The organism is Desulfonauticus sp., from assembly GCF_055126295.1.
This window is the reverse complement of sequence record NZ_JBSRHE010000018.1, coordinates 12,778-34,733: the sequence shown is the minus strand read 5'-3', so window position 1 is coordinate 34,733 and position 21,956 is coordinate 12,778. Positions and strand designations below refer to the sequence as shown.

Sequence of the window (21,956 nt, the reverse complement as noted above, 5' to 3'; positions counted from 1 at the left end):
ACGTAGTCTTACCATGGTCAATATGACCTATCGTACCAATATTTACATGCGGCTTCTTCCGCTCAAATTTCGCCTTGCCCATTACCTATACCCCCTGTTAAAAAATTTTAATTAATATATGAATAAACCCAAACTTGTAGGCAGGAAAACCTGGAGCCCACGACCGGACTTGAACCGGTGACCTCTTCCTTACCAAGGAAGTGCTCCACCGACTGAGCTACGTGGGCCTACTGGCTTGACTTTTTTTTTGGAGCGGGAAACGGGACTCGAACCCGCAACCCTCAGCTTGGAAGGCTGATGCTCTAGCCAATTGAGCTATTCCCGCTACTAAAAAATAGGAGTAGTCAAGCAACAGGATTCCCTGTCTCCTACTCTTAAAAATTAAAATTTCCTGGTGGAGGGGGGAGGATTCGAACCTCCGAAGGCTTACGCCGACAGATTTACAGTCTGTTCCCTTTGGCCACTCGGGAACCCCTCCACTTGAAAGAGCTAAATCTTAAGCCCTTTAATCAACATTGTCAACTGGAGCTGGCGATGGGACTCGAACCCGCAACCTGCTGATTACAAGTCAGCTGCTCTACCAATTGAGCTACGCCAGCTCAACGGAAGAAGGGTAATTAGCCCCTTCTAAAAAAAATGGCAAGTATTTTTTTTCTCTTTTTTCAAATTCTTTTTAACCATGGCTAGAAGAAATGGTTTCCAGGCTATTTTGGGCCTTCTCTTCAACAATTTTAGCAAGTTCCAGCAGGGCCTTTTTGGCAAAAGAATCCTCTTCTAAAAGCACCACTGGCTTGCCCAAATCCCCGGCCACCACAGTGGTTGGATCCAGAGGTATGGCTCCTAAGAAATCCAGACCTAATTTTTGGGCCAATTCCCTACCCCCGCCTTTTTTAAATAAAGGCACTTCCTTCTGACAATGGGGACAGATAAGCCCACTCATATTTTCCACTATACCCAGGATATTGGCCTTGGCGTACTGCAAAAAGTTAATAGCCTTGCGCACGTCAGCCAGAGAAACTTCTTGAGGAGTAGTAACCACCACACACAAAGCATCAGGGATGGTTTTTAAAACAGTCATGGGCTCATCTCCAGTACCTGGAGGAGAATCAATCACCAAAAAATCCAGCTCTCCCCAATCCACATCAGAGACAAACTGTCTAATGGCTGAAGTTTTCATGGGGCCACGCCACAGCACAGCTTGATCAGGGTCCTTTAACAAGCATTCCATGGAAACCACAAAAAGATTGTCATTAAATTTCTTGGGCTTGATAATTTTTCCCTTTTCCACATCAAGCAAACCCTTAAGCCCTAAAAGATGAGGGACACTTGGGCCGTGTATGTCCACATCCAAAAGCCCCACTTTATGTCCTCTACTGGCCAGGGCTGCAGCCAGGTTGGTGGCAATGGAGCTTTTGCCCACTCCACCTTTGCCACTCATAACAAAAATCTTATACTTTATTTTAGCCAGGGTAGAAGAAATAAGCTCATCTTGAATGGATTTGCCAAGATTATCCTTTTTACTTCCACAACTGCTGCATCCAGACATTCTAAACTCCTTATTTTAAGAATTTTACTATTCCAAAACCTAAGATTATTAACAAAACTGTCAAGGTAAGGACCAAGTCCAGCCTTTTTTCCAGAAAAACTCTAGCCTGTTCCCCTTTCCAATAAATAAGAGCAGCGATCAAATAAAAGCGTAATCCCCTGCTTAAGGTAGAGACCAATAAAAAAAATCCCAGGTTTAATTTAAAAGTACCAGCCGTTAAGGTACATAACTTATAAGGTACAGGAGTAAGGCCAGCTATACCTACGGCCAGGACTTGATACTTCTGGTAAAGGGTCTGCAAGTAAATGTATTTGTCCTCCAGGGAATACAGGGAAATAAGCCACTGCCCCAGAGTATCCATAAAAAAATAACCTAAAAAATACCCAACCAACCCGCCTAAAACAGAAGTAAGGAGAGTAAGATGGGCCAAAGAAAACACCTTTTCTCTTTCAGCCAGCCCCATGGGAATTAAAAGCAAATCTGGAGGAAGGGGGAAAAAAATCGCTTCTGTAAAAGAAACCAGAATTAAAGTTTTTTTTGCTCCCTTGCTTTCAGCAATATGCCAAAATCTTTGCCAAAATTTTTCTTTAAACATGCCTACCAACCATACTTTCCTACCAGGTCCACAAACATAACTTTGCCTAAATTCTCTTTTTTTAATGTTCCTTCTGTTTTGGTAATCTTTAGCAATTCTTGATTGCGCTTGTTTTCACCCACAGGAATAACCAAAATCCCGGGGTCAGCCAGTTGTTCCAGCAAAGGTTCAGGCACCAGGGGAGCTCCAGCAGTAACAATGATTCGCTCAAAGGGCGCATTTTCAGGCCAGCCCAAAGTACCATCATCTAGCTTTACCTTTACATTATAATAACCCAGTGTTCTTAAGCGCTTGCTCACCTGTAAATACAAATTTTTAATTCTTTCTACTGTATAAACCTTCATACCCATCTCAGCCAAAACTGCAGCTTGATAGCCAGAACCTGTGCCAATTTCAAGCACACTAAGGCCAGGTTCAGGCTCCAAAAGTTCAGACATTAAAGCTACAATATAAGGTTGAGAAATGGTTTGCCCATAGCCAATGGGTAAAGGATGGTCATTATAGGCCTGGACCTGCAGAGCTTCATCCACAAAAAGATGCCTGGGGACCTTGCGCATGGCTTGTAACACAAGGGGATTTTTTATTCCCCTGGCCTCTATTTGCTCTTTGACCATTTTTTCTCGCAAACGCCGAAAGTCACTAACTGCCATTAAACCTAGCTCCTTACAAAATCTAACTATCTTTTTGGTTTTAAAAAACAAAAAGAGCGTTTTCCTTGAATGGTTTCTTCTAAGTACCTGGCCCCTCTAAAAAAAGCCCATTTTAAAGGATAAAAATCCCTTACCCATAAAAGAGAAAAAACCACCTTTCTCCAATACAGGGCAAACCGAAGTTCCTTTATTTCTTCTGCAAGTAATTGCAAGTAAATATCTCTTATGTTTCCCTTATTAGAGGCCAGAGAAAAGGCTGAAGCCAACAAAAAAGCACTTTGCTGGGCATAATAAATGCCTTCTCCCAAAAGGGGGTCAGCCAGTCCAGCCGCATCTCCTAGTAAAAAACAATTGTCATAGGCAGGACTTTTTTCAAAATCTCCATAAGGCAAAAAATGGGCATAAACCTTTTGGGCTTTGGTTTTGACAAAAGAGAGGCAAAACTCATCCAAAATCCCCTTTAACCTTTTCCCATCCTTAACCTTGTTGGAACCAATACCCAGACAAAAACCTTTGGCATGAGGAAAGGCCCAAATATAGCCAGAAGGAACATAGCCAAAAAAAATACTGGGGAAATGGGGCAAATTAACCTCTGAAGACTTAAAAAAGGTCTCTAAAGCCAGGGCTTGCTCTTTATTGTGCGGAGGTCTTACTATCTTTTTCTGGGCTAAAAAACGCCTGAGCACGCTATTTACTCCATCTGCTCCCACAATAAGGCCAGGAGAAAGTATCTCTCCATTGGTCAAATAAATTTTACCCTCTTTAACCTTTACTACTCTTTCCTTAAGAACCTTACCTCCTGCTTTTTGAAATTGCTCATACCAAAAAAAGTCATATTTTTTTCTATCTACAATGCGAAAGGGTCGCTCCAATTTTCCCTGCCAGAAAATTCCCTGCCTATTACCCACTCCATAGGAAGTAGATTTAAACACAATAACCTTTTTTTCTTCCAGATAGCTTACACTTCCAGGAAATATCCGTTCCAGAAGTTGCGCGGTTTTGTCTGTAATCAGGCCAGCACAGAGCTTTTCCCTGGGAAAAGCTTTATAATCAATGCCTAAAACTTTATAACCTTTTTGGGCCAAAAGATACCCCAGCGTACTTCCTGCTGGACCCAGACCAATAATTGCCACATCCAAATTTTTCATTTCCTTCCTCTTGTCTTTTTACTGTCTTTAATCTATCATCTTTAAGAAAGCAAAGGAGTAAATTATGTTAACTGTAGCAGAACTCATGACCAAAGAAGTTTTTACTTTAAAAAAAGAAGATACCCTGGCTGCAGCTAAATCTCTTATGCAACTGGCAAGAATTCGCCATATTCCCATAGTAGATGCAAAAAACAATTTTATAGGCCTGGTAACCCACAGGGACATCTTAGCTGCCACTATTTCCAAACTAGCTGAAATAGACGAAGAAACCCAACAAGAACTGGATGCCAGTATTCCGGTATGTGAAATTATGCGCACTGATGTGCTTACTGTTTCTACTAAAATCCCCCTAAAAGAAGCAGCATCCTTACTTCTAAAACACAAATACGGCTGTTTACCTGTAGTAGAAGGTGGCAAACTGGTGGGTATTTTAACTGAAGCAGACTTTCTTTCTCTGACCATAAGTCTCTTGGAAGCCCTGGAAAAGGAGACAGATTTTGCCTAGTTTACCTGTAGGGACCCTGGTAAATGGCCTTACAGTCATCCTGGGCAGTTTAATTGGAATTTTTCTGAAAAATAGAATTCCTCCCCAGGTTCAACGCACTGTTTTTCAAGCCATTGGTCTGTGCACCCTTCTTATAGGAATTCAGATGGCTTTAAAAGTAGAAAATGTGCTCCTCTTAATTTTTTCTCTTTTAGGCGGAGCCATAGTGGGAGAAAGTCTTAATCTGGAAGCAAAGTTGGTGGCTTTAAGTGAAAAGTTAAAGAAAAAAGTTAATTCTTCTTCCTCTACCTTTACTCAGGGACTTTTAACTGCTTTTTTGATTTTTTGTGTAGGCTCCCTTACCATTTTGGGAGCCTTTGATGAAGGTTTACGCCAGGACCCTACCCTTATGTTTACCAAAGCCACTCTGGATGGCTTTACTTCCATTGCCCTTAGTGCTTCTTATGGAATAGGTGTACTGTTTTCTGTAATTCCCCTTTTAATCTATCAGCTAAGTCTAACCTTTTTAGCCAACTCCTTACAGACTTATTTTACTCCCCTACTTATAAATCAACTAACCGGTGTAGGAGGAGTGCTTATTTTGGGGCTGGGCATTTCTCTTCTCGAACTAAAAAAACTTCCCATTACCAACTTACTTCCCTCTCTTCTCTTCGTACTCTTATTAAAATCCTTTCTGTAGATTACTTTTCCTTCAGGATTACTTCCTGCAAAGTTCTTTTGGGTACATGATGCACATCCTGTTCATCTCGAAAGTACTTTATATCCCCTCTAACCAGGCCTTCTTCCAGGACCACCTTTTCTTTAGGATAACCCAGGGCCAAAACTAAAAACAACCTATAACCAGGCTCTATTTCCAGAATTTCTTCCAGTTTCTTTTTGTTTAAAGAACCAATTAAACATCCGCCAATCCCCTTTTCCCTGGCTGCCAAAAGTATGGTCTGAGCTGCAATACCCACATCCACTAAAGAAAATTCTTTTATCATTTCCTCTTCTTTAAGTAAAAAAGCTATATAGGCAGTGGGCCTTTCTTCTGGCTTGGGTCCTTTAAATTCTGGCAAATAAGCAGCCCATCCCAAACAGGGAAAAATCTCCTCTCTTACCTTAGGGTCAGTTACTAAAATGTAACGCAAAGGCTGTTTATTACCTGCTGAAGCTGTCAGTCTGGCCAAGTTTACCAGTTCTCTTAACTCTTCCAGAGAGATGTCTTTTGGCTCAAAACGCCTAAAACTGCGTGTTGCTCTTACCAGTTCAAGCATGTTCATTTATCACTCCTCCTTTAAAATAGTTAATATTTCCAAATTGCTGGCCTCCCAGGCTGGATAAAGGCCTGCCACAAAACCCAGCATACAGGCTAAAAGAAAAGTCCCCCCCAGGCTCCAGGGAGCCAGGACCAGAGGATAAAACTTAAACGCCACGCCCAAAAGCACCAGCAAAACTACTAGTAAAATGCCCAAAAATCCTCCTACTGAACTTAAAAGAGAAGATTCCAGTAAAAATTGCACCAGAATATCTTTTTTTCTGGCTCCACAAGCCCTTTTCAGGGCAATTTCTCGCTTTCTAGTCCTGACCAGAAGAATCATTATGGATAAAATTCCTATAGAGCCCACTCCAAAAGAAAGAAGGGAACTTATAAGCCCCAAAGTCTTCACCAGGTCTAGAGCTTGTTGTTGAAGCTTTTGTAAATCCTTGGCAGCCAGCAGGGAAAAGTCCTTTTCTTCCTGGGGCTGCAGTTTATGAAGCCTGGTTAATATCTTCTCCATTTCCTGTTTCACATAATCTTCAAAGGTAGAAGAGGAAAGGTTAAAATAAGCTCCAGAAATCCAATCCTGATTGCTAAGCCGACGCAAATAGGTACTAAGGGGCACAAAGACCTGCTCATCCTGGTCATTTCCAGCAATATCACTGCCCTTAGGGGCAAGCACTCCTACCACTTTTACAGGAGCTCTAAAAAAATACACCACCTTGCCCACAGGGTTTTGCTTTCCAAAGAGTCTGGAAGCAATTTTAGCTCCCAACACGCAAACCATTGCTTTTTCCTGCATATCCAGGTCAGTTAAAAATCTACCCTGAACTAAAGAAAGTTTTCGAACCTGCAAATAACCAGGCCATACCCCTAAAAGCTGGCAACTAACCTTATCTTTGGCATATTTAACAGGCATGGTCCTTCGGGCAAAAGGACTAAACCTAATCACCTGCGGGAAAAGAGAAGCTAAGTAAGTGACTTCTCTTAGTTTAAGGGTCTTTGCTTCTTTGCCCAACCTGGCTCCACCACTGGGTCTAAACCGTACCTGAGCATTGGTGAGTAACAAAAGGTTGTTCCCCAGCTTTTCCACTTCCTGCCTGGTCTTTTCCTGCATTATTAAGGTAGCCTGGTTTACCCCTGCCAGAGAAAAGCTGCCTAAAAAAATACCCAGCAAGGTCAATAAAGCCCTTAACTTAAACCTTCCCAGGGAATTCCACACTATTTTTAATAAAAAACCCAGTTCCACTATTTTAACTCCCAGAAATGAGCCTGTTTTTGAGCATAATTATACACATCCTTACGCCAGTGTTCGTATTCAGTAAGTAATTTAAGGGCAAAAGGCGTAAGTTGTAATTTCTTACTGCCTTTTTCTTTTATCAAAAGCTTTTCCCCCAAAGCCTCTTCACTGGCTTTAATTTTTCCCCAGGCTGCCCGATAAGACATCCCCAGTTCCTTGGCTGCCTTATGCAAGGAGCCCACTTCCTCAACTTTGGCCAACAATAAAGCCCTACCTGGCCCAAATACCACCTGCCCTTGTGCATTTTCCCACCACAGTCTCAGATGTAAAGTTGCTGATAGCATCCAAATTCTCCTCAAGTTGCCAAGTTTTCTTAAAAGGATTAAGTTCTATTTATTAAATTAAATCAAAATCCCAAGAAAAACAACCTGAAAATAGGAGAAAGGGAAATGCAAGCACTTTTACTGGTAGATATCCAAAATGATTTTTGCCCGGGCGGTGCCTTACCTGTACCCAGAGGAGATGAAGTTATACCTGTGGCCAATAAACTCCTGAATAAATTTTCTCTGGTCATAGCCACCCAGGACTGGCACCCGAAGGGGCATATAAGTTTTGCTTCTACCCATGGTAAAAAGATAGGAGAGATAATAGAAGTTGAGGGGATAAAGCAGATCCTCTGGCCAGATCACTGCGTACAAAATTCTTGGGGAGCAGATTTTCCAGCCAAACTAAACAGGGAAAAAATAGACTATATCGTCTATAAAGGCACTCATCCTAAGATAGACAGTTATAGTGGCTTTTTTGACAATGCCAGGCAGCAAAAGACCTCACTGGATAACTACCTGCAAGAAAAAAAAGTCTCTGAGCTTTATGTCCTGGGATTGGCCACTGACTATTGTGTAAAGTTTACTGTTTTAGATGGTCTATCCCTGGGATATAAAGTTTATGTAGTGGTGGATGGTTGCAGAGGTGTAGACCTCAACCCAGGAGATGTACAAAAGGCCCTGGAAGAAATGCAAGGTAAGGGAGCCAGGCTAATTACAAGTGAGGAAATAAAATGAGCATCTTAAATCCAAGTACTTCTGGTTTTCTCTTTACAGACTTTTATCAACTCACCATGGCCCAAGTTTATTTTGAACATAATATCCAGGAAAAAAGAGCCCATTTTGACTATTTCTTCCGACACTATCCCCACTATGGTTCTCACCAGGCAGGCTATTGTGTTTTTGCCGGTTTAAAGACCTTTTTTGAATGGCTAAATAAGGCCAAACCCACCAGAGAAGATATTTCTTACCTGAAAAGTTTAAGGGGAAGAAATAAACAACCCTTATTTAGCTCTTCCTTTTTAAATTGGCTGGAAAAAGAGTGTGATTTTAGCAAATTACATATTGAGGCCATCCCTGAAGGAAGGGTAGTCCATCCCCAGGTACCTCTGGTCAGTATAAGCGGGCCTTTGGCCCTGGCTCAGATAGTAGAAACTCCTTTACTCAATCATTTAAACTACCAGACCCTCATTGCTACCAAGGCCTCCAGGATAAAAGAAGCAGCCAGAGGGCAAATGGTGATAGACTTTGGCATGCGCAGGGCCCATGGACTGGGAGCCAATGCGGGCACCAGAGGTGCTTTGATAGGAGGAGTGGATTTTAGCTCCAACATAGGCACTTCCAGGGCTTTAAACCTGCCTCCCAAAGGCACCCATGCCCACAGTCTGGTCCAGGCCTTTATGGCCATGGGTGGTTCAGAACTGGATGCCTTTCAGGCCTTTGCAGAAATTTTTCCCGATGACTGCGTACTCCTTATTGATACCATCAACACCCTAGAAAGTGGACTACCCAATGCCATTAAGGTTTTTCAGGACTTAAAGCAAAAAGGGCATACTCCTCTGGGCATCCGCATTGACTCTGGAGACCTGGCCTATTTGTCTGTCCAATGTTATCTGGAGTTAAAAAAAGCCGGGCTTCAAGAAGTATCCATCGTGCTTTCCAATCAGTTAGACGAACTGGTAATCCAGCAAATTTTAAATCAAATAGAACAAGAATGTAAGGAACATAGGCTGGATGCTGAAGAAGTTATATCTAAACTTGTCTTTGGCGTAGGCACGAGAATGCTCACCTCTGAAGGGCAACCCAGCCTGGATGGAGTGTACAAGCTCACTGGAATTTATCACCAGGAAAAATGGCAACCAGCCCTAAAAATATCCAACTCTCCAGCCAAAATTATCAATCCAGGACATAAAAAGACCTTCCGCCTTTACGATAAGAGAGATAAGGCCATGGTGGACCTCATCTGCCTGAAAGAGGAAGAACTATTTTCGCAAGAAGATATGCAAATCCATCATCCCACAGACCCCAATATCTCTAGAATAATTCACCAAAAAGAAGTGAAAAAAATCGAAGCCCTGCAAACCACCATTCAAACCCAGGGCAAAGTAATCTATGAATTTCCAGAACTAAACACCATCAAGCAAGTGCGTCAGCAGGACTTGCAAAACCTGGATAGTGGAGTAAAAAGACTAATAAATCCACATATATATCATGTATCCTTAAGTCCCAAACTTTTTAAACTTAAAATGGATTTGTTAAAAAAATATCAACCTCCAAGACAAACCCTTGACAGAGAGCTGGGGTTTGAATAAAGAAGGTCTTCTCATTTGAGCGGGAGTAACTCAGTGGTAGAGTGCAACCTTGCCAAGGTTGAAGTCGCGGGTTCAAATCCCGTCTCCCGCTCCAAAAAAAGGCGGCATAGCCAAGTGGTAAGGCAGCGGTCTGCAAAACCGCCATTCTCCGGTTCAAATCCGGATGCCGCCTCCAGTTCTTTTAAAGGCCTGCCCATAAGCGGGAGTAACTCAGTGGTAGAGTGCAACCTTGCCAAGGTTGAAGTCGCGGGTTCAAATCCCGTCTCCCGCTCCATTCTTTATACTTTTTTATATTTCTCTTCCTCTCTCAAGGATAATCCGTATTTTTTACAATAAACAGTTAAGGATTTTAGCATGAAATATTCAGAAATGGATTTAGTTTCTTTACAATCTCTGGCTGAGCAAAAGTTTACTCTCTTTTTTGAACCTCTAAAGGTGGCTGATATAGAACTGCACATAGCTCAAATCAAAGATTTAGAGCAATACTTAGACAAGCTCGTAGAGAGTCAAGAGCAAATAAACCTACCCTATTGGGCCAAAATCTGGCCAGCTTCTTTACTTTTAAGCTACTTTTTACTTAAGTACTTGCCTGCAGAAGGCAAAGTTTTAGAAATAGGGGCAGGATTGGGTATATGTGGCCTTTTTTTAGCAGCCAAAGGCATGGAAGTAACCATTTCTGATGTGGAAGAAGATGCCCTTTTATTTGCTCAAATAAATATTCTCAAAAACAACCTGCAAAAAAAGGCCAGAGTTCAAAAGGTGGACTTTACCACTGCTGTTTTGCAGGAAAAATATGATTATATCATTGGTTCTGAGGTCTTGTACCTGGAAGACACCTACCGACCTTTGCTTAAATTTTTTCTAAAAAACTTAAAAAATAACTCTCAGAGTGAAGTAATTCTGGCCCAGAACTACACTCGCAAGGCCAAAAAATTCTTTTCTCTGGCCCAAAAGGAATTTCACATCCAGGAAAAGACCATTGGCTATAAAAGTCAGGATCCAGAAGACAAAGAAAAGTTTCTCTGTCAAATCTATAGAATGAGGGCTAAAAAACATGTTTAAACTAAATAGTTGTCCTAAAAAATACACTAAAGACTTAGACAAGGCCCTTTCTCCAGAGGAAACTGTAGCTAATATTAGCCAACTCCTCCAAAGACACGGGCAAGAAATCTTACTGGAACTAAAAAGAATTGATACAGGTAGGCTAGATATACCAGTATATTTAAGCCTCTGTGGAACCAAAGCCAGACAAATTATGCCCACCAGAAAACAGATGGGCAAGGGGGCTTCGCCTGTTCAAGCCCAGGCTTCTGCCCTAATGGAGCTGGTGGAACGCTTTAGTTATTTTAGCTTTGTCAACACTCCTGCTAATTTTCACCAGCTTACCTTTAGTGAGGCACAGAAAAAGTTCGGCTCTAAACTCATTCCCCTTAGAGAAATCCTATTCTCAGTCCAAGAAAACTTATCAGAAAAAGAAGGATTGGAAATTTTAGACCTGGTACGGTGGAAATTCTGCCTGGCCCTGGATGTACCTGAGGAAGAGGAAGTTTACCTACCCTTTGACTGGTTTAAAAAATTAAATGAATTTAACGGCTGTTCAGCTGGCAATACCTACGAAGAATCCCTGCTCCAAGGAGCCTGTGAACTCATAGAAAGACACGTCTGTGCTCTTATTGACCGTCAAAAACTAATTACTCCCACCATAGACCCTGCTTCCTTTAAGGACCCGGTTTTAAAAGAACTTTATGCCAAATTTCAAAGACAAAACATAAAAGTGTGGCTAAAGGACTTTTCTTTAGGTTTTCCTGCTCCTACTGTGGGAGCCCTGGCTTATGACCCTGTAACCTTTCCTCACTTAAGCGAAATTGTCTTTACTGCAGGAACTGCCTCCACACCCACCAAAGCTGCCATAAGAGCCCTTACGGAAATAGCTCAGCTGGCAGGTGATTTTGAAACCAACAGCAATTACGAGGCTTCTGGTCTTTCCAAGTTTAAGTCCCTGGAAGAAATAGACTGGATTATCCAGGGAGAAAAGGTAGACCTAAATAGTTTACCCACTTTGGAAGACCAGGATATCTATGTGGAATTAAAAAAGCTCTGTGAAAGGTTAAAGGAGCAGGGATATACTCTTTATAGCATAGATACTGCTCATCCAGACCTAAAAGTACCTACCAATTACAACATAATTCCTGGTTTTGAATTTCGCGAACGCACTCCTCACGCCAGCTTAGGACTTTTTGTGGGGCGCATTTTAGCAGAAGAAGAGCCTTTACAGGCAATAGAAAAAATAGAAACCCTGGCCGCCATTTATCCTCAAGGATATTTTATTCCCTTTTTTAAAGGCCTTATTCAACTCCGCTTGGAGAATTTAGAAAAGGCCCTCGAACTTTTTGAACAAAGCATTCCCTTACAACCAGACGCTGAAGAAAAGGCCCTGGCTCTTTTTTATCTCGCCTATACCTTGAGTTTAAAAGAAGAATGGGCAAAATTAGTACCCTACCTGGATGAAGCCATAGAGCTTTCTCCAGAAGTCAAAGAATATTATAATTTAAGAGGAGTGTCTTATTTTAAACAAGCAAAATATGACCTGGCCCTGCTGGACTTTCAAAGTGCCCTGGATCTGGACAGTGGCTCAGCTATAGATTTAGCTAACCTGGGAATTTGTTATAAACGTCTTGGCAATGAGAAAAATGCTGCTTATTTTTTAAAAGAAGCCCTTAAATTAGAACCCCATCTGGAGTTTGCCAGGAAAGAATTAGCTGACTTGGAATAATAGCTTATCTAAAAAAACGTTGACAAAAAACAATTTCTTATCTTAATAAACTTTAGCTTTAGTTAAAGCGGAAAATGGCCCTGACTTGGTCAGGGTCAAATAAAAAGATAATCTTTAAGGAGGTTAAAAATGGCTGTTGTTGAATTCAAAGGCAAAAAATTTGAAGTAGATGAAGACGGTTTCTTACAAAAGTTTGAAGACTGGTGTGAAGAATGGGTTGAGTATGTAAAAGAGCAAGAAGGTATCAAGGAAATCACTGAAGACCACAAAAAAGTTATTGAATTCTTGCAAGACTACTACAAGAAAAATGGTATTGCTCCTATGGTTCGTATTCTCTCCAAGGTTACTGGCTACAAGCTCAAACAAATTTACGAATTGTTCCCCTCTGGACCTGGTAAGGGAGCCTGTAAGATGGCTGGTCTTCCCAAGCCTACTGGTTGTGTATAATTTAAAAGATAACCTTAAAAGGCGGGTTTTTATCCCGCCTTTTTTATTTTTTCAGGACCTAAAATGGATATAAGTAAAACCATTGCCCAGCTAAAAAAAGAACCTGATTTTGCTCAAAAAGTGGGTATGATTCTGGTTCATAATGGCGTAGTGAGGGCCTGGTCTAGACAGGACAGGGCTGAAGTCTGCCAACTAGAAGTAAAGCCAGATAAGGAGAAAATTGCCCAACTGGTAAAGGAATATGAGCAAAAACCTGGCATTTACAAAATCCTGGTAGAGGCCAAAGAGGGTATTTTTACTCCTGGAGATGATCTGCTTTTTATTTTAGTAGCCGGGGATATTAGAGAAAACGTAAAGCCTGTTTTAAGTGAACTTTTAGACCGCATCAAAAGCGAAGCCATTCGTAAAAAAGAAGTAAAGAACTAAAACTGCTCTCCCAGGGCTTTTACCCTGGCAGCTTCTTCCAGTTTACCTCTTTTTAAGCATCCCTGCACATAGATATCTATCTTTTCCTGGAGTATTTGAGTGAGCAGGCTTTTTTGCCTGGCTGTCAGAGAGCAGGTTTTAACTATCTTTAATAAGGCATTAATGCGAAAAAGGTCTAAGCCCTGGATAGAACGTGAAAGCTGGTCAAAATGCCCCCCTCTTTTTACCACCAAACCCTCTGGAACCAGGCCCACTGGGAATTTTAACAACAAACGCAACCAGAGCTCATAATCTTCACAGGCCAGGTAATGGGTATCAAAGCTTCCAATTTCCTCAAAAACCTCCCGGCGCAAAAGCACACAGGAAGGACCTATAAGGCAAAGTCTTAAAGCCTTTTCCCAAAACCAGCCAGCAGGCATCAAATGCTTAAAACAGGGATTTACCCTTTTACCCTTTCTTATCCACTGTTCTTTGCATTGGACCACCCAAAAGTTTCCCTCAAGTAAAAAGTGAACCTGTTTTTCTAGTTTATGCTTTAGCCACAAGTCATCAGAATCCAAAAAAGCTATTAACTCTCCCCGGGCCTGTTTAAACCCCAAATTCCTGGCTGCAGAAACCCCTTTATTTTCTTGATAAAAATAGCGAATCCTTTTATCTTTAAATTCCTGTACAATTTGGGAAGTTTGATCTGTGGAGCCGTCGTCCACTACAATTAACTCCAGATTTTTATAACTTTGGTCTAACACTGAAGTTATGGCTTCAGCTAAAAATTGGCTCCGATTATAAGTAGGAATAATGACTGAAACAAGCATCTCTTCTCCCTTAAGAATAATCCAGGTAATCAATGTGCGCTGGTTTAATGCCACAGCCTGGTATGGCCTGTTTCTGGGACAGCTCCTGGCCAGGCAAGGACATGAAGTCCTTATCCTCTGTCTTCCCGATACGCAAACATTAAACAGGGTCCAGAAATCTGGCCTGGCCTATCAAACTCTAGACTTAAATAGCAATAACCCCTTTGTCCTGGCCAGGACCTTAAGTCAACTGAAAAAAATTATTCAAGACTTTAAGCCTCATATTATCAACTGCCATAGAGGAGAAGCTTTTATTCTCTTTGGCTTGCTGGCTTTTAAATATGGCTATTCCCTGGTGCGCACTAGAGGAGATCAGCGCCTGCCTAAAAAAAACCTCTTTAATCTCTGGTTGCACAACCAGGTGGCTAGAGCTGTTATTACCACCAATTCCACCATGTTTAAACACTTTCAAAATGTATTTAAAACCCCTTCTTCCAAGCTACATTTAGTCATAGGGGGGGTGGATGAGAGCAAATTCTACTTTTCCCCTGCAGAAAGGGAACAAATTCGGCGTCAGTATAATTACTTGCAGGAAGACTTTGTCGTAGGATTGGTTGGTAGATTTGACCGGGTCAAAGGACAAAAGGAACTTATTGCTGCTATATCTCACCTTTACCATCAAGAAAACATCAAAAATATTAAATTACTGCTTATTGGTTTTGATACTGCTTTAAAGGAAGATACTATTAGGCAGTGGCTAAAAGAATACCAGATAGAATCTATAACCCAGATCACAGGCAAAGTGGACAACCCCAGGGCATACATCTGTAGTCTGGATTTGGGAGTAGTAGCTTCCCTTTATTCAGAAACCATTATTCGAGCAGGACTAGAAATCATGGGTTGTGGGGTACCCCTTATTGGTACCAAAGTGGGAGTACTTCCAGACATCCTTTCTCCTAAGGCCCTGGTAGAGCCAGGGAACCACCTTGAGCTGGCTCAAAAGATTCAACAATGCCTTTTGGACAAACCCTTCCTTACTACTCTTCACCAGGAGCAAAGAGAAAAGATTCAGACCCTCTACTCTCAAAACTTTTACGAACAAACCCTGAAGATATATCTGGGGACCTTGCAATAACTTCTTTTAGAAAAATCTGGACATTTTCTTCACTTTGATTGTATTTAACTTCCAAGATGTTAAGTAAAAGAAAATTTTTAAAGCTCCTCTTTTTTATCTTTATCTTTTCACCCCAAAAAATATGGAGTTTTGTTATGAAATTTTTTCCCACTCGTACCGTGGAAAAAAATACCTTCCGCTTTGATTCCACAACAGGCCAGATTATTTACCAGGATGGAAAAAAAGAACCTTACTATCTCTACCTTGATGGAGAAGTAGAGCAGCCTTTAAAAATAAGTTATTCAGAACTCTTAAAATTCCCCCAGGCCACCCAAACCTGTGATTTTCATTGTGTGGAAGGTTGGTCCCTTTACGACTTAAAATGGGAAGGTATCCCATTTTCTGTTTTAATAGACCTGGTTAAACCCACACCTAAAGCCAAGTATGTAGTTATCCACTCTCTGGGACAAACCAGTTCTAAACCTCAAGGATTAGACCATTATTTAGAATCTTTTCCTCTAGAAGACTTACTCAACCCAGAATTAAAGTATCTTCTGGCCTTAAAATTAAATGGAAAGTTTTTAAGCCTGGATAGAGGCGCACCTTTGCGCGTGGTTGCTCCCTTTGACCTGGCTTATAAAAGCGTCAAATTTGTTTCCAGGCTTACCTTTTCTCCTACTCTAAAACCAGGCTGGTGGACCCTGGCCAACCCCATTTATCCTTCTTTTGCTCCTGTACCTCAAAAGAGGTTGCGTCAAAAATCTCCCAAAAGAAAATCCTACTAGAGGTAAAACCATGTTCAACCTTTCCTCTTTACCCGAGCTTACTCCAGAAGATTTGCTAACTTACCAAGAAGCCATAAAAGAAGAACTACAAAAAATCATTCCTGCTCAAAAGTTTACTCTTTTTTTCCCTGCTGCAAAACCAGACTACCTAAGCAAACAAGATATTTTTATAGAAAAAAATAAAATTCACCTGGCTATAAACTACTCTCAAAAATTTTTAGGCGTTATTACCCTGCATAATTACACCAAAAGAAGAGTTAGAGGGTTAAAAACTGCCCTTCCCACTATTTTACAATTAATTTTACAACATATTTCTATTTATAAAAAGTTTTTTTTTTAACGAACAACTACACATATATACTTCCAACTATATAGATTTTTTCCTGCAAGAAACCATTAGAGACATCCTGCTTGGCCTAAACCCAAAGGAAAATAACTTTTCTTCCAATTATTTTTCTGTTTCTCTTTTAGCTATCAACCCTTTGTTAAAAGAATATCCTCTCAAAACGCAAAAGTTTTTACTCCAGGAAATAATAGGATTAGTTCAAACTAACTTTTCTCCCTGGCCCCTTGCCCTGCTTTCAGGTCAAAAACTCTGTCTTTTACTTACCAACCTGAATTCTTCTAAAGGCTCATCTTTGCTTACTCACCTTTGGAGTAAACTCCATCAACATAATTTTTCCCATCCTGTGTTAAAAAACAAACTTAAACTTAACTTTGGGGTAAGTCTGGTCACCTTTCCCAAAGACTTTGACAGCCAGGAATTACTCTTAAACAACACAGAGATTATTCCTCTCTTTAAGGAAAAACTGGACTTAGCCCTGGAAAAAAGTCTTCAGTTTAAGGAGCCCTTTAGCTTTGATAAAATCCTAAAGCTGGGAGGAAGAATAAAAGAAGTAAATTGTGAAGAAATAACTATTGATATAGGTAAGGAAAGTAAAGTTCAGGATGGATATATATTTACAGTACTAAACAAGGATAAAATAAATCCCAAAGAAAAAGGGAAAATAATAATCAAAGAAGTAGGACAAAAGCAAAGTAAAGCAAAGGTAATAGTAAATTTAGAACCAATCTATAAAATAAAAAAAGGAGATAGGTTAAAACTAACCAGTCAATCAGACTCTAAATTTTACCTGGATTACAAAAACACAATCCTGGAAGAAGCCAGGAAAATACTTGAAAGTTATGGTCAAGTAAAATTAGCTTTATTCCAGGTAAAATCGGAAAAGATTAGCCATAAAGACAGTCTAGATTTATTAGAAGAAGAAATCCAAAAAATAACTTCTCCTTTATTTATTACCTCTAATGAAACCCAGATCATTGCAGCTCTTTACCAGGAAAGTAATAAAGAATTAAAAGAAAAGCTTTTAAAACTGGAACAAGAATTTTATAAGCAGCACCAAATAACTTTTTATGTAGGAGTTGGGCATTTACCTCTGCCACCTTTCCACTTAAGCGATTTATACAGAAATGCGGAAAAGGCCCTGATTCACTCTCGCTACTATGAAGAGCGTCCTCACCTGGCTTTTTTTGACTCCATAAGTCTAACCATTAGCGGAGACCGAATGTTTTCCCTGGGTAATTACTTTGATGCCCTTAGTGAGTACCAGAAGGCGCTCTATTTAGATGCCAAAAACATTCTGGCCTTAAATTCCCTGGGCATAAGCTATGCCAAAACCGGCAATTTGCCCAGAGCCAAAGAGACCTTTTTAGAAGTCCTCAAAATAGAGCCAGGAAATGAACTGGCCAGATACAATCTGGGGCGTATTTTAGAACAACTGGGGCAGGAAAAAGAGGCTGAATTAGTTTTTCTACAGTGTAAAACTCCACTTTACAGGGGATTTAGTTTACTCAGGTTAGGGAAAAAGGCTGAAAAACAAAAAGACTTCAAAAAGGCCAGGGATTACTATCTGCAAGCCAAGGAATTGTTGCCCAATTATTCCCAGCCTCACACCTTGCTGGCCTCTTTGTATTTAAAAAAAGAAGAAATGGAAAAGGCCAAAGAAGAACTCCACCAGGCCCTACTTAAAAACTCTTTAGACGCTCTGGCTCTAAACCTTTTGGCCACTATTTACTTAAAAAATAAAGAAAACTTGAGCCTGGCTGAAAGCCTGGCTCAAAAGAGTATTTCCTTAAAACCTGAAATTCCAGAATTCTGGAAAACCTTAAGAGAAATCCTAGCCGCCCAACACAAAGAAAAGGAATTGGCCTTTTTAGTGAATTAGTTGCTAGAAAAAATAATAGAGGAGAAGATAGGACTGTCCCCTCTTAAAATTATTTTACAAGAAATTGTTGCAACTTATCTGGATTATAGACCAAAGGTTATGGTTTACAACAACAAAAAAACAAAAAAATACTTTTTCTATTCCTGATAAAAGCTTAAAAGGCTAAGCTCTCTCCTGTAATGGATTTTTTATTTTTCCAATTTATTATAGTTATTAATCTAAAACTCCTAATCTATTTTTTTCAGAGCAAAACCACATCTATTTGGTATGTATAAAGATAGGTAATGAAAATAGTTATTACCTCGTTTTTCTGCCAGTGTTAGATGTTCTTCTTCTGGCATAAGCCTTCCAAAACCACCATATTTTTTATCATCAGAGCAAAAAACAAGTATATATTTCCCTGGCCTTGCACATATTCTATAATGAACATAGGAATTTTGAGGATGAAAGTTAAATACGAATACGTAATCTCCCCTTTCAAATGCAATTATCTTATATTCATTGTGGTCATGAAGATGGATTGGAGGCACATCTGGTTTTAATATATTTGCCTCTTTTATAAAATCTATCATATCAATATCAAATTTTAGTAAATATTCATATCTAAGCAGGGGATTTTCACATAAAGACCATTGTCTCCTTGCATACTTGTATGACCAATTATTTCCCTCTCTTGGAAAATCGATCCACTCAGGATGTCCAAACTCATTCCCCATAAAATTCAAATATCCTGCACAGGCTGTTGCTATTGTAATAAATCTAATCATCTTATGCAGTGCAATGCCCCTATCCACCTTTAGATTCTCATCCTCTTTTCTCATTGAATAGTACATATCTGCACCAATTAATCTAAAGATAATAGTCTGATCCCCAACCAAGGCCTGATCATGGCATTCACAATAACTAATAGTCTTCTCCTCTTTTCTGTGATTGGTTAGCTCATACCACAGATGTCCCATGGGCCAATCTTCGTCCTTTAAATCCTTAATCAATTTAATCCAGTAATCTGCAATTCCCATGGCGAACCTATGATCAAACCCTATGCCTCCTCCATCTAAGGGATAACAAAGTCCAGGCATTCCAGACACATCCTCTGCAATTGTAATTGCACTAGGGTTTATCTCATGTACTAGCTTGTTGGCCAAAGCCAAATATGTAAGGGCATCTTCATCCACTTGATCATTAAAATAATCATCATAGGTCAAAAAATCCTTGCCAATACCATGGTGTAGATACAACATGGATGTGATACCATCAAACCTAAAACCATCCACATGGAACTCTTCTAAATAATACCTCAAATTAGAGAGTAAAAACCTTATAACTTCTATCTTAGAATAATCAAAACACCTACTACCCCATAGAGGGTGAAATCCCCTTGGGTCTTTGTGAAAATATAGATCATAGGTGCCATCAAATCTAGATAATCCTTCAACTTCATTTTGCACTGCATGTGAATGTACTATATCAATAAGTACATATAGCCCCATCCCATGTGCCTTATCAACTAGGTATTTAAAATCATCTGGAGTTCCAAACCTGGAGCTTGGTACAAAAAAACTGGATACCTGATATCCAAATGACCCATAATATGGGTGTTCAAGAATCGCCATAAGCTGCACTGTATTATATCCAAGTTTTTTAATCCTTGGCAAAATATTGTCTGCAAACTCCCTGTATGTACCAATCCTTTCTTCTTCCTGTGCCATTCCCACATGGGCCTCATATATAAGTAAGGGTTCTGGAAACCTTTGCTTTCCATCGTTTTGCCACTGAAACTTATCAGGAGGATCCCATACCACAGCTGAAAAGATTTTAGTATTTTCATCTTGCACCACATATGTTGCATGGGATGGAATCCTTTCCCCTTCTCCCTCATCCCATTTCACAATTAATTTATATAAATCCCCATGTGAAATTTTATTCAAAGGAACACTCAATTTCCAAACACCTGTTTTCTCATCTTTTTTTAGTTTAAATTCATCTTTTGTAAGCCAATAAGTCATATCCCCTATAAGATATATCTCTTTTGCATTTGGGGCCCATTCACGAAATATCCACCTATCCTTTTCTCTGTGCAGACCAAAATATTTATAAGATGATGCAAATTCTATTAAAGATGTATTTTTTGTAATTTTTTTTAATGTATTATTTATCTTGTCTATCCTTCTTTCAATTATCTTATGATAAGGCTCTAAGTATGGATCTATTTCAATTAGGGGTATTTTTTCCATATATTTCACCGTATAAGTTTCCTTTTCAAAGATTAATTAACTGCAATACCAAATTAAACAAATCACACATAACTAAAATGGTCTTTGTAACATCTTTTCATATAATTCTATATATCTTTTTGCGCATTCTTTGTGGTTAAATCTCTCCATTGCTTGTTTCATAATCCTTCTAATGTTTGCATTTTTTATATTTTTGGGGAGTTTAAAAAATCTCATTGCCTCATCTATTGCCCAGAAAAGCCCCTGTGAATCAAAATAGTTAAATAAAAATCCATTTCCTGTGTTATTATAGGGATCTAAGTGTTCAATTGTATCGTGTAGACCACCAGTATCGTGTGCCACAGGAATTGAACCATACTTTGGTGCAATCATCTGAGGAAGACCACATGGTTCAAAAGAAGATGGCATCAATATAAAATCAGATGCAGCAAATGCAAGTCTTGATAAATCTTCATTAAAACTACATACTGATACCCTATTATGAAATCCGTGAAAATCCACTATGTTTTTAAATACATCAAAAAATGGACCATCTGCAACAAATACAATCTGCAAATTGTCTTCCCAATACTTTGATACAACATTATATAAGATATCAGCTAAAAGCTGGCATCCCTTTTGCATTGGATCTAACCTTGATGGCCAGAAAAATAGCGGTGCATTTTCATCAACAATTAGACCAAGCTTTTTCTGCAAAAATATTTTATTTTCCCTTTTTCCTGATACAAAATTTCTTATTGAATAATTTTTTGCAATTGCTGAATCAATTGATGGATCAAATGAGGCATCAGGAGCATTTAATATTCCCACAGCGCACCCTGCATAATATTTATTTCTAATCTCCTGCCTCACAGGATATCTTATAATAGGATGATATCCCTCCACTACCTCCCTTAAAAAGGTGGGGCTAACTGTATTTATAAAGTGGGATGCAAAGATTCCTGTGGTAAGAAGATCAACAGGATTATTATTTCTCGTTTCTTCGTAATTTATGGGAATTCTTTCAAAATAGAAGTTTTGCCAAAATTCTGCTGCATCTATACCATTGTCTTCAATTTCAGATAAAGTACTCAATACTGTATATATATTATGTATTGTAAAAAGAGATGGTATTCTGTTCTTTTTCAAAAAAGCAGGAATAATCCCTGTCATCCAATCATTACAGTGCACTAAATCTGGTTTAACGCTAAAAATAATATTATTTATAACTTCTCGTTGAAAAACTAAAGAAACTTTTAGATTATCATATCCATATGTAGAATATACATTATCCTTATGATAAAACATCCTATCTCTTGCCAAATGGATTCTCTCTTCACATAAATGTTCCATATAAATAGTTAGTTGTTCCTCATATAGTTTAGCAAATTTACCTATTTTTTTGGAATATATTTTTTTATAATCAGGTATAGCAACATGTATATCAACACCCATTTCAAATAATTCTCTAATTAACATAGCAGATACATCTGCAAGTCCTCCTGCTTTTGCAGAAAGATACCTTGCAAGGATACTGCTACCCTCTGGTAAATAAGTCACCTCAGGGGTGACAATGAGCAGCCTTGGAGATCTTTTCATTAAAAATTACCTCCTTTATAAAAA

22 protein-coding genes and 7 tRNA genes are annotated in these 21,956 nt (G+C 39.4%); 15 read left to right on the top strand and 14 right to left on the bottom strand.

The window, feature by feature from the left end; translation table 11 throughout:
- Window positions 1–151: 151 nt before the first annotated feature.
- The 8 genes from ACTCIM_RS10045 to ACTCIM_RS10010 form a co-directional block, all read right to left on the bottom strand.
- Window positions 152–227 (bottom strand) — tRNA-Thr (locus ACTCIM_RS10045).
- Window positions 228–248: 21 nt separating this feature from the next.
- Window positions 249–325 (bottom strand) — tRNA-Gly (locus ACTCIM_RS10040).
- Between the two features lie 67 nt (window positions 326–392).
- Window positions 393–478: transfer RNA gene (locus ACTCIM_RS10035), tRNA-Tyr, on the bottom strand.
- A gap of 45 nt (window positions 479–523) precedes the next feature.
- Window positions 524–599: transfer RNA gene (locus ACTCIM_RS10030), tRNA-Thr, on the bottom strand.
- A 74-nt stretch (window positions 600–673) separates the two neighbouring features.
- Entirely contained in the window at window positions 674–1,546 is an 873-nt protein-coding gene (locus ACTCIM_RS10025; protein ID WP_464279347.1) for an Mrp/NBP35 family ATP-binding protein, read from the bottom strand.
- A 10-nt stretch (window positions 1,547–1,556) separates the two neighbouring features.
- Window positions 1,557–2,141 (bottom strand): YqaA family protein, encoded by a 585-nt coding sequence (locus tag ACTCIM_RS10020; protein WP_472315414.1) that lies wholly within the window; start codon window positions 2,139–2,141, stop codon window positions 1,557–1,559.
- A 2-nt stretch (window positions 2,142–2,143) separates the two neighbouring features.
- Entirely contained in the window at window positions 2,144–2,791 is a 648-nt protein-coding gene (locus ACTCIM_RS10015) for a protein-L-isoaspartate(D-aspartate) O-methyltransferase (RefSeq protein WP_029967166.1), read from the bottom strand.
- A gap of 26 nt (window positions 2,792–2,817) precedes the next feature.
- Window positions 2,818–3,939 (bottom strand): geranylgeranyl reductase family protein, encoded by a 1,122-nt coding sequence (locus ACTCIM_RS10010; RefSeq protein ID WP_472315412.1) that lies wholly within the window; start codon window positions 3,937–3,939, stop codon window positions 2,818–2,820.
- Window positions 3,940–4,003: 64 nt separating this feature from the next.
- On the opposite strand from ACTCIM_RS10010, the gene ACTCIM_RS10005 reads away from it, so the two are divergent.
- Both ACTCIM_RS10005 and ACTCIM_RS10000 read left to right on the top strand, forming a co-directional pair.
- Complete coding sequence (locus tag ACTCIM_RS10005) at window positions 4,004–4,444, top strand: CBS domain-containing protein (protein WP_029967176.1); 441 nt, start codon at window positions 4,004–4,006, stop codon at window positions 4,442–4,444.
- The gene (locus ACTCIM_RS10000) at window positions 4,437–5,123 is read left to right on the top strand and encodes a DUF554 domain-containing protein (RefSeq protein ID WP_464279344.1); all 687 of its coding nucleotides are present in this window, start codon (window positions 4,437–4,439) and stop codon (window positions 5,121–5,123) included. The genes ACTCIM_RS10005 and ACTCIM_RS10000 overlap by 8 nt, the downstream gene beginning before the upstream one ends.
- 1 nt (window position 5,124) lies before the next feature.
- Here the strand turns inward: ACTCIM_RS10000 and ACTCIM_RS09995 are convergent, their stop codons facing one another.
- From ACTCIM_RS09995 to ACTCIM_RS09985, 3 genes are read right to left on the bottom strand one after another with little or no spacing between them, the layout of a single operon-like run.
- Window positions 5,125–5,706, bottom strand: a complete 582-nt coding sequence (locus ACTCIM_RS09995; RefSeq protein WP_464279343.1) for a nitroreductase family protein — start codon at window positions 5,704–5,706, stop codon at window positions 5,125–5,127.
- A 3-nt stretch (window positions 5,707–5,709) separates the two neighbouring features.
- Entirely contained in the window at window positions 5,710–6,933 is a 1,224-nt protein-coding gene (locus ACTCIM_RS09990) for an ABC transporter permease (RefSeq protein ID WP_472315410.1), read from the bottom strand.
- Complete coding sequence (locus ACTCIM_RS09985) at window positions 6,933–7,268, bottom strand: winged helix-turn-helix domain-containing protein (protein WP_035260149.1); 336 nt, start codon at window positions 7,266–7,268, stop codon at window positions 6,933–6,935. Before ACTCIM_RS09985 ends, ACTCIM_RS09990 begins: the two co-directional genes overlap by 1 nt.
- A 105-nt stretch (window positions 7,269–7,373) precedes the next feature.
- Here ACTCIM_RS09985 and pncA point away from each other — a divergent pair, with 105 nt between their 5' ends.
- The 9 genes from pncA to ACTCIM_RS09940 all read left to right on the top strand — a co-directional run bounded on the left by pncA (window position 7,374) and on the right by ACTCIM_RS09940 (window position 13,205).
- On the top strand, window positions 7,374–7,985 hold the full coding sequence (pncA, locus tag ACTCIM_RS09980; protein ID WP_472315408.1) for a bifunctional nicotinamidase/pyrazinamidase: 612 nt from the start codon (window positions 7,374–7,376) through the stop codon (window positions 7,983–7,985).
- Window positions 7,982–9,559 carry a nicotinate phosphoribosyltransferase gene (locus ACTCIM_RS09975; RefSeq protein ID WP_472315406.1) on the top strand — a complete coding sequence of 526 codons (1,578 nt, stop codon included), beginning with the start codon at window positions 7,982–7,984 and terminating at the stop codon, window positions 9,557–9,559. Before pncA ends, ACTCIM_RS09975 begins: the two co-directional genes overlap by 4 nt.
- Window positions 9,560–9,578: 19 nt before the next feature.
- Window positions 9,579–9,653, top strand: a tRNA-Gly gene (locus ACTCIM_RS09970).
- Window positions 9,654–9,659: 6 nt separating this feature from the next.
- Window positions 9,660–9,734, top strand: a tRNA-Cys gene (locus ACTCIM_RS09965).
- A 24-nt stretch (window positions 9,735–9,758) separates the two neighbouring features.
- Window positions 9,759–9,833, top strand: a tRNA-Gly gene (locus ACTCIM_RS09960).
- 80 nt (window positions 9,834–9,913) lie between these two features.
- Window positions 9,914–10,621, top strand: a complete 708-nt coding sequence (locus ACTCIM_RS09955; protein WP_464279339.1) for a class I SAM-dependent methyltransferase — start codon at window positions 9,914–9,916, stop codon at window positions 10,619–10,621.
- Window positions 10,614–12,332, top strand: coding sequence for a tetratricopeptide repeat protein (locus tag ACTCIM_RS09950; protein WP_464279338.1), 1,719 nt, complete (start codon window positions 10,614–10,616; stop codon window positions 12,330–12,332). Before ACTCIM_RS09955 ends, ACTCIM_RS09950 begins: the two co-directional genes overlap by 8 nt.
- Before the next feature lie 129 nt (window positions 12,333–12,461).
- Window positions 12,462–12,779: a TusE/DsrC/DsvC family sulfur relay protein gene (locus tag ACTCIM_RS09945; RefSeq protein ID WP_029969476.1), complete on the top strand. Its 318-nt coding sequence runs from the start codon at window positions 12,462–12,464 to the stop codon at window positions 12,777–12,779.
- Window positions 12,780–12,842: 63 nt separating this feature from the next.
- On the top strand, window positions 12,843–13,205 hold the full coding sequence (locus ACTCIM_RS09940; RefSeq protein WP_464279337.1) for a molybdenum cofactor biosynthesis protein MoaE: 363 nt from the start codon (window positions 12,843–12,845) through the stop codon (window positions 13,203–13,205).
- Here ACTCIM_RS09940 and ACTCIM_RS09935 read toward each other — a convergent pair.
- Window positions 13,202–14,017: a glycosyltransferase family 2 protein gene (locus ACTCIM_RS09935; protein ID WP_464279336.1), complete on the bottom strand. Its 816-nt coding sequence runs from the start codon at window positions 14,015–14,017 to the stop codon at window positions 13,202–13,204. The genes ACTCIM_RS09940 and ACTCIM_RS09935 overlap by 4 nt on opposite strands.
- Between ACTCIM_RS09935 and ACTCIM_RS09930 the strand changes: the two genes are divergently transcribed.
- The 4 genes from ACTCIM_RS09930 (at window position 14,001) to ACTCIM_RS09915 (ending at window position 18,120) form a co-directional block, all read left to right on the top strand.
- Window positions 14,001–15,131: a glycosyltransferase family 4 protein gene (locus ACTCIM_RS09930; protein WP_464279335.1), complete on the top strand. Its 1,131-nt coding sequence runs from the start codon at window positions 14,001–14,003 to the stop codon at window positions 15,129–15,131. The two genes, ACTCIM_RS09935 and ACTCIM_RS09930, sit on opposite strands and share 17 nt — an antisense overlap.
- A 134-nt stretch (window positions 15,132–15,265) precedes the next feature.
- Window positions 15,266–15,895 (top strand): molybdopterin-dependent oxidoreductase, encoded by a 630-nt coding sequence (locus tag ACTCIM_RS09925; RefSeq protein ID WP_464279334.1) that lies wholly within the window; start codon window positions 15,266–15,268, stop codon window positions 15,893–15,895.
- A gap of 10 nt (window positions 15,896–15,905) precedes the next feature.
- Window positions 15,906–16,235, top strand: a complete 330-nt coding sequence (locus ACTCIM_RS09920; RefSeq protein WP_472315404.1) for a hypothetical protein — start codon at window positions 15,906–15,908, stop codon at window positions 16,233–16,235.
- Window positions 16,236–16,377: 142 nt separating this feature from the next.
- Complete coding sequence (locus ACTCIM_RS09915; protein WP_472315402.1) at window positions 16,378–18,120, top strand: tetratricopeptide repeat protein; 1,743 nt, start codon at window positions 16,378–16,380, stop codon at window positions 18,118–18,120.
- A 227-nt stretch (window positions 18,121–18,347) separates the two neighbouring features.
- Here ACTCIM_RS09915 and ACTCIM_RS09910 read toward each other — a convergent pair whose 3' ends face one another.
- Both ACTCIM_RS09910 and ACTCIM_RS09905 read right to left on the bottom strand, forming a co-directional pair.
- Complete coding sequence (locus tag ACTCIM_RS09910) at window positions 18,348–20,354, bottom strand: alpha amylase C-terminal domain-containing protein (protein WP_472315416.1); 2,007 nt, start codon at window positions 20,352–20,354, stop codon at window positions 18,348–18,350.
- A gap of 72 nt (window positions 20,355–20,426) precedes the next feature.
- The gene (locus ACTCIM_RS09905) at window positions 20,427–21,932 is read right to left on the bottom strand and encodes a glycogen synthase (protein ID WP_472315400.1); all 1,506 of its coding nucleotides are present in this window, start codon (window positions 21,930–21,932) and stop codon (window positions 20,427–20,429) included.
- Window positions 21,933–21,956 lie beyond the last annotated feature (24 nt).

Excerpts from the sequence above, each read along its gene's own strand:
- ACTCIM_RS10025 (WP_464279347.1), bottom strand. The coding sequence starts at position 1,546 with ATGTCTGGATGCAGCAGTTGTGGAAGTAAAAAGGATAATCTTGGCAAA.
- ACTCIM_RS10020 (WP_472315414.1), bottom strand. The coding sequence starts at position 2,141 with ATGTTTAAAGAAAAATTTTGGCAAAGATTTTGGCATATTGCTGAAAGC.
- ACTCIM_RS10015 (WP_029967166.1), bottom strand. The coding sequence starts at position 2,791 with ATGGCAGTTAGTGACTTTCGGCGTTTGCGAGAAAAAATGGTCAAAGAG.
- ACTCIM_RS10010 (WP_472315412.1), bottom strand. The coding sequence starts at position 3,939 with ATGAAAAATTTGGATGTGGCAATTATTGGTCTGGGTCCAGCAGGAAGT.
- ACTCIM_RS10005 (WP_029967176.1), top strand. The coding sequence starts at position 4,004 with ATGTTAACTGTAGCAGAACTCATGACCAAAGAAGTTTTTACTTTAAAA.
- ACTCIM_RS09995 (WP_464279343.1), bottom strand. The coding sequence starts at position 5,706 with ATGAACATGCTTGAACTGGTAAGAGCAACACGCAGTTTTAGGCGTTTT.
- ACTCIM_RS09985 (WP_035260149.1), bottom strand. The coding sequence starts at position 7,268 with ATGCTATCAGCAACTTTACATCTGAGACTGTGGTGGGAAAATGCACAA.
- pncA (WP_472315408.1), top strand. The coding sequence starts at position 7,374 with ATGCAAGCACTTTTACTGGTAGATATCCAAAATGATTTTTGCCCGGGC.
- ACTCIM_RS09975 (WP_472315406.1), top strand. The coding sequence starts at position 7,982 with ATGAGCATCTTAAATCCAAGTACTTCTGGTTTTCTCTTTACAGACTTT.
- ACTCIM_RS09955 (WP_464279339.1), top strand. The coding sequence starts at position 9,914 with ATGAAATATTCAGAAATGGATTTAGTTTCTTTACAATCTCTGGCTGAG.
- ACTCIM_RS09950 (WP_464279338.1), top strand. The coding sequence starts at position 10,614 with ATGTTTAAACTAAATAGTTGTCCTAAAAAATACACTAAAGACTTAGAC.
- ACTCIM_RS09945 (WP_029969476.1), top strand. The coding sequence starts at position 12,462 with ATGGCTGTTGTTGAATTCAAAGGCAAAAAATTTGAAGTAGATGAAGAC.
- ACTCIM_RS09940 (WP_464279337.1), top strand. The coding sequence starts at position 12,843 with ATGGATATAAGTAAAACCATTGCCCAGCTAAAAAAAGAACCTGATTTT.
- ACTCIM_RS09930 (WP_464279335.1), top strand. The coding sequence starts at position 14,001 with ATGACTGAAACAAGCATCTCTTCTCCCTTAAGAATAATCCAGGTAATC.
- ACTCIM_RS09935 (WP_464279336.1), bottom strand. The coding sequence starts at position 14,017 with ATGCTTGTTTCAGTCATTATTCCTACTTATAATCGGAGCCAATTTTTA.
- ACTCIM_RS09925 (WP_464279334.1), top strand. The coding sequence starts at position 15,266 with ATGAAATTTTTTCCCACTCGTACCGTGGAAAAAAATACCTTCCGCTTT.
- ACTCIM_RS09920 (WP_472315404.1), top strand. The coding sequence starts at position 15,906 with ATGTTCAACCTTTCCTCTTTACCCGAGCTTACTCCAGAAGATTTGCTA.
- ACTCIM_RS09910 (WP_472315416.1), bottom strand. The coding sequence starts at position 20,354 with ATGGAAAAAATACCCCTAATTGAAATAGATCCATACTTAGAGCCTTAT.
- ACTCIM_RS09905 (WP_472315400.1), bottom strand. The coding sequence starts at position 21,932 with ATGAAAAGATCTCCAAGGCTGCTCATTGTCACCCCTGAGGTGACTTAT.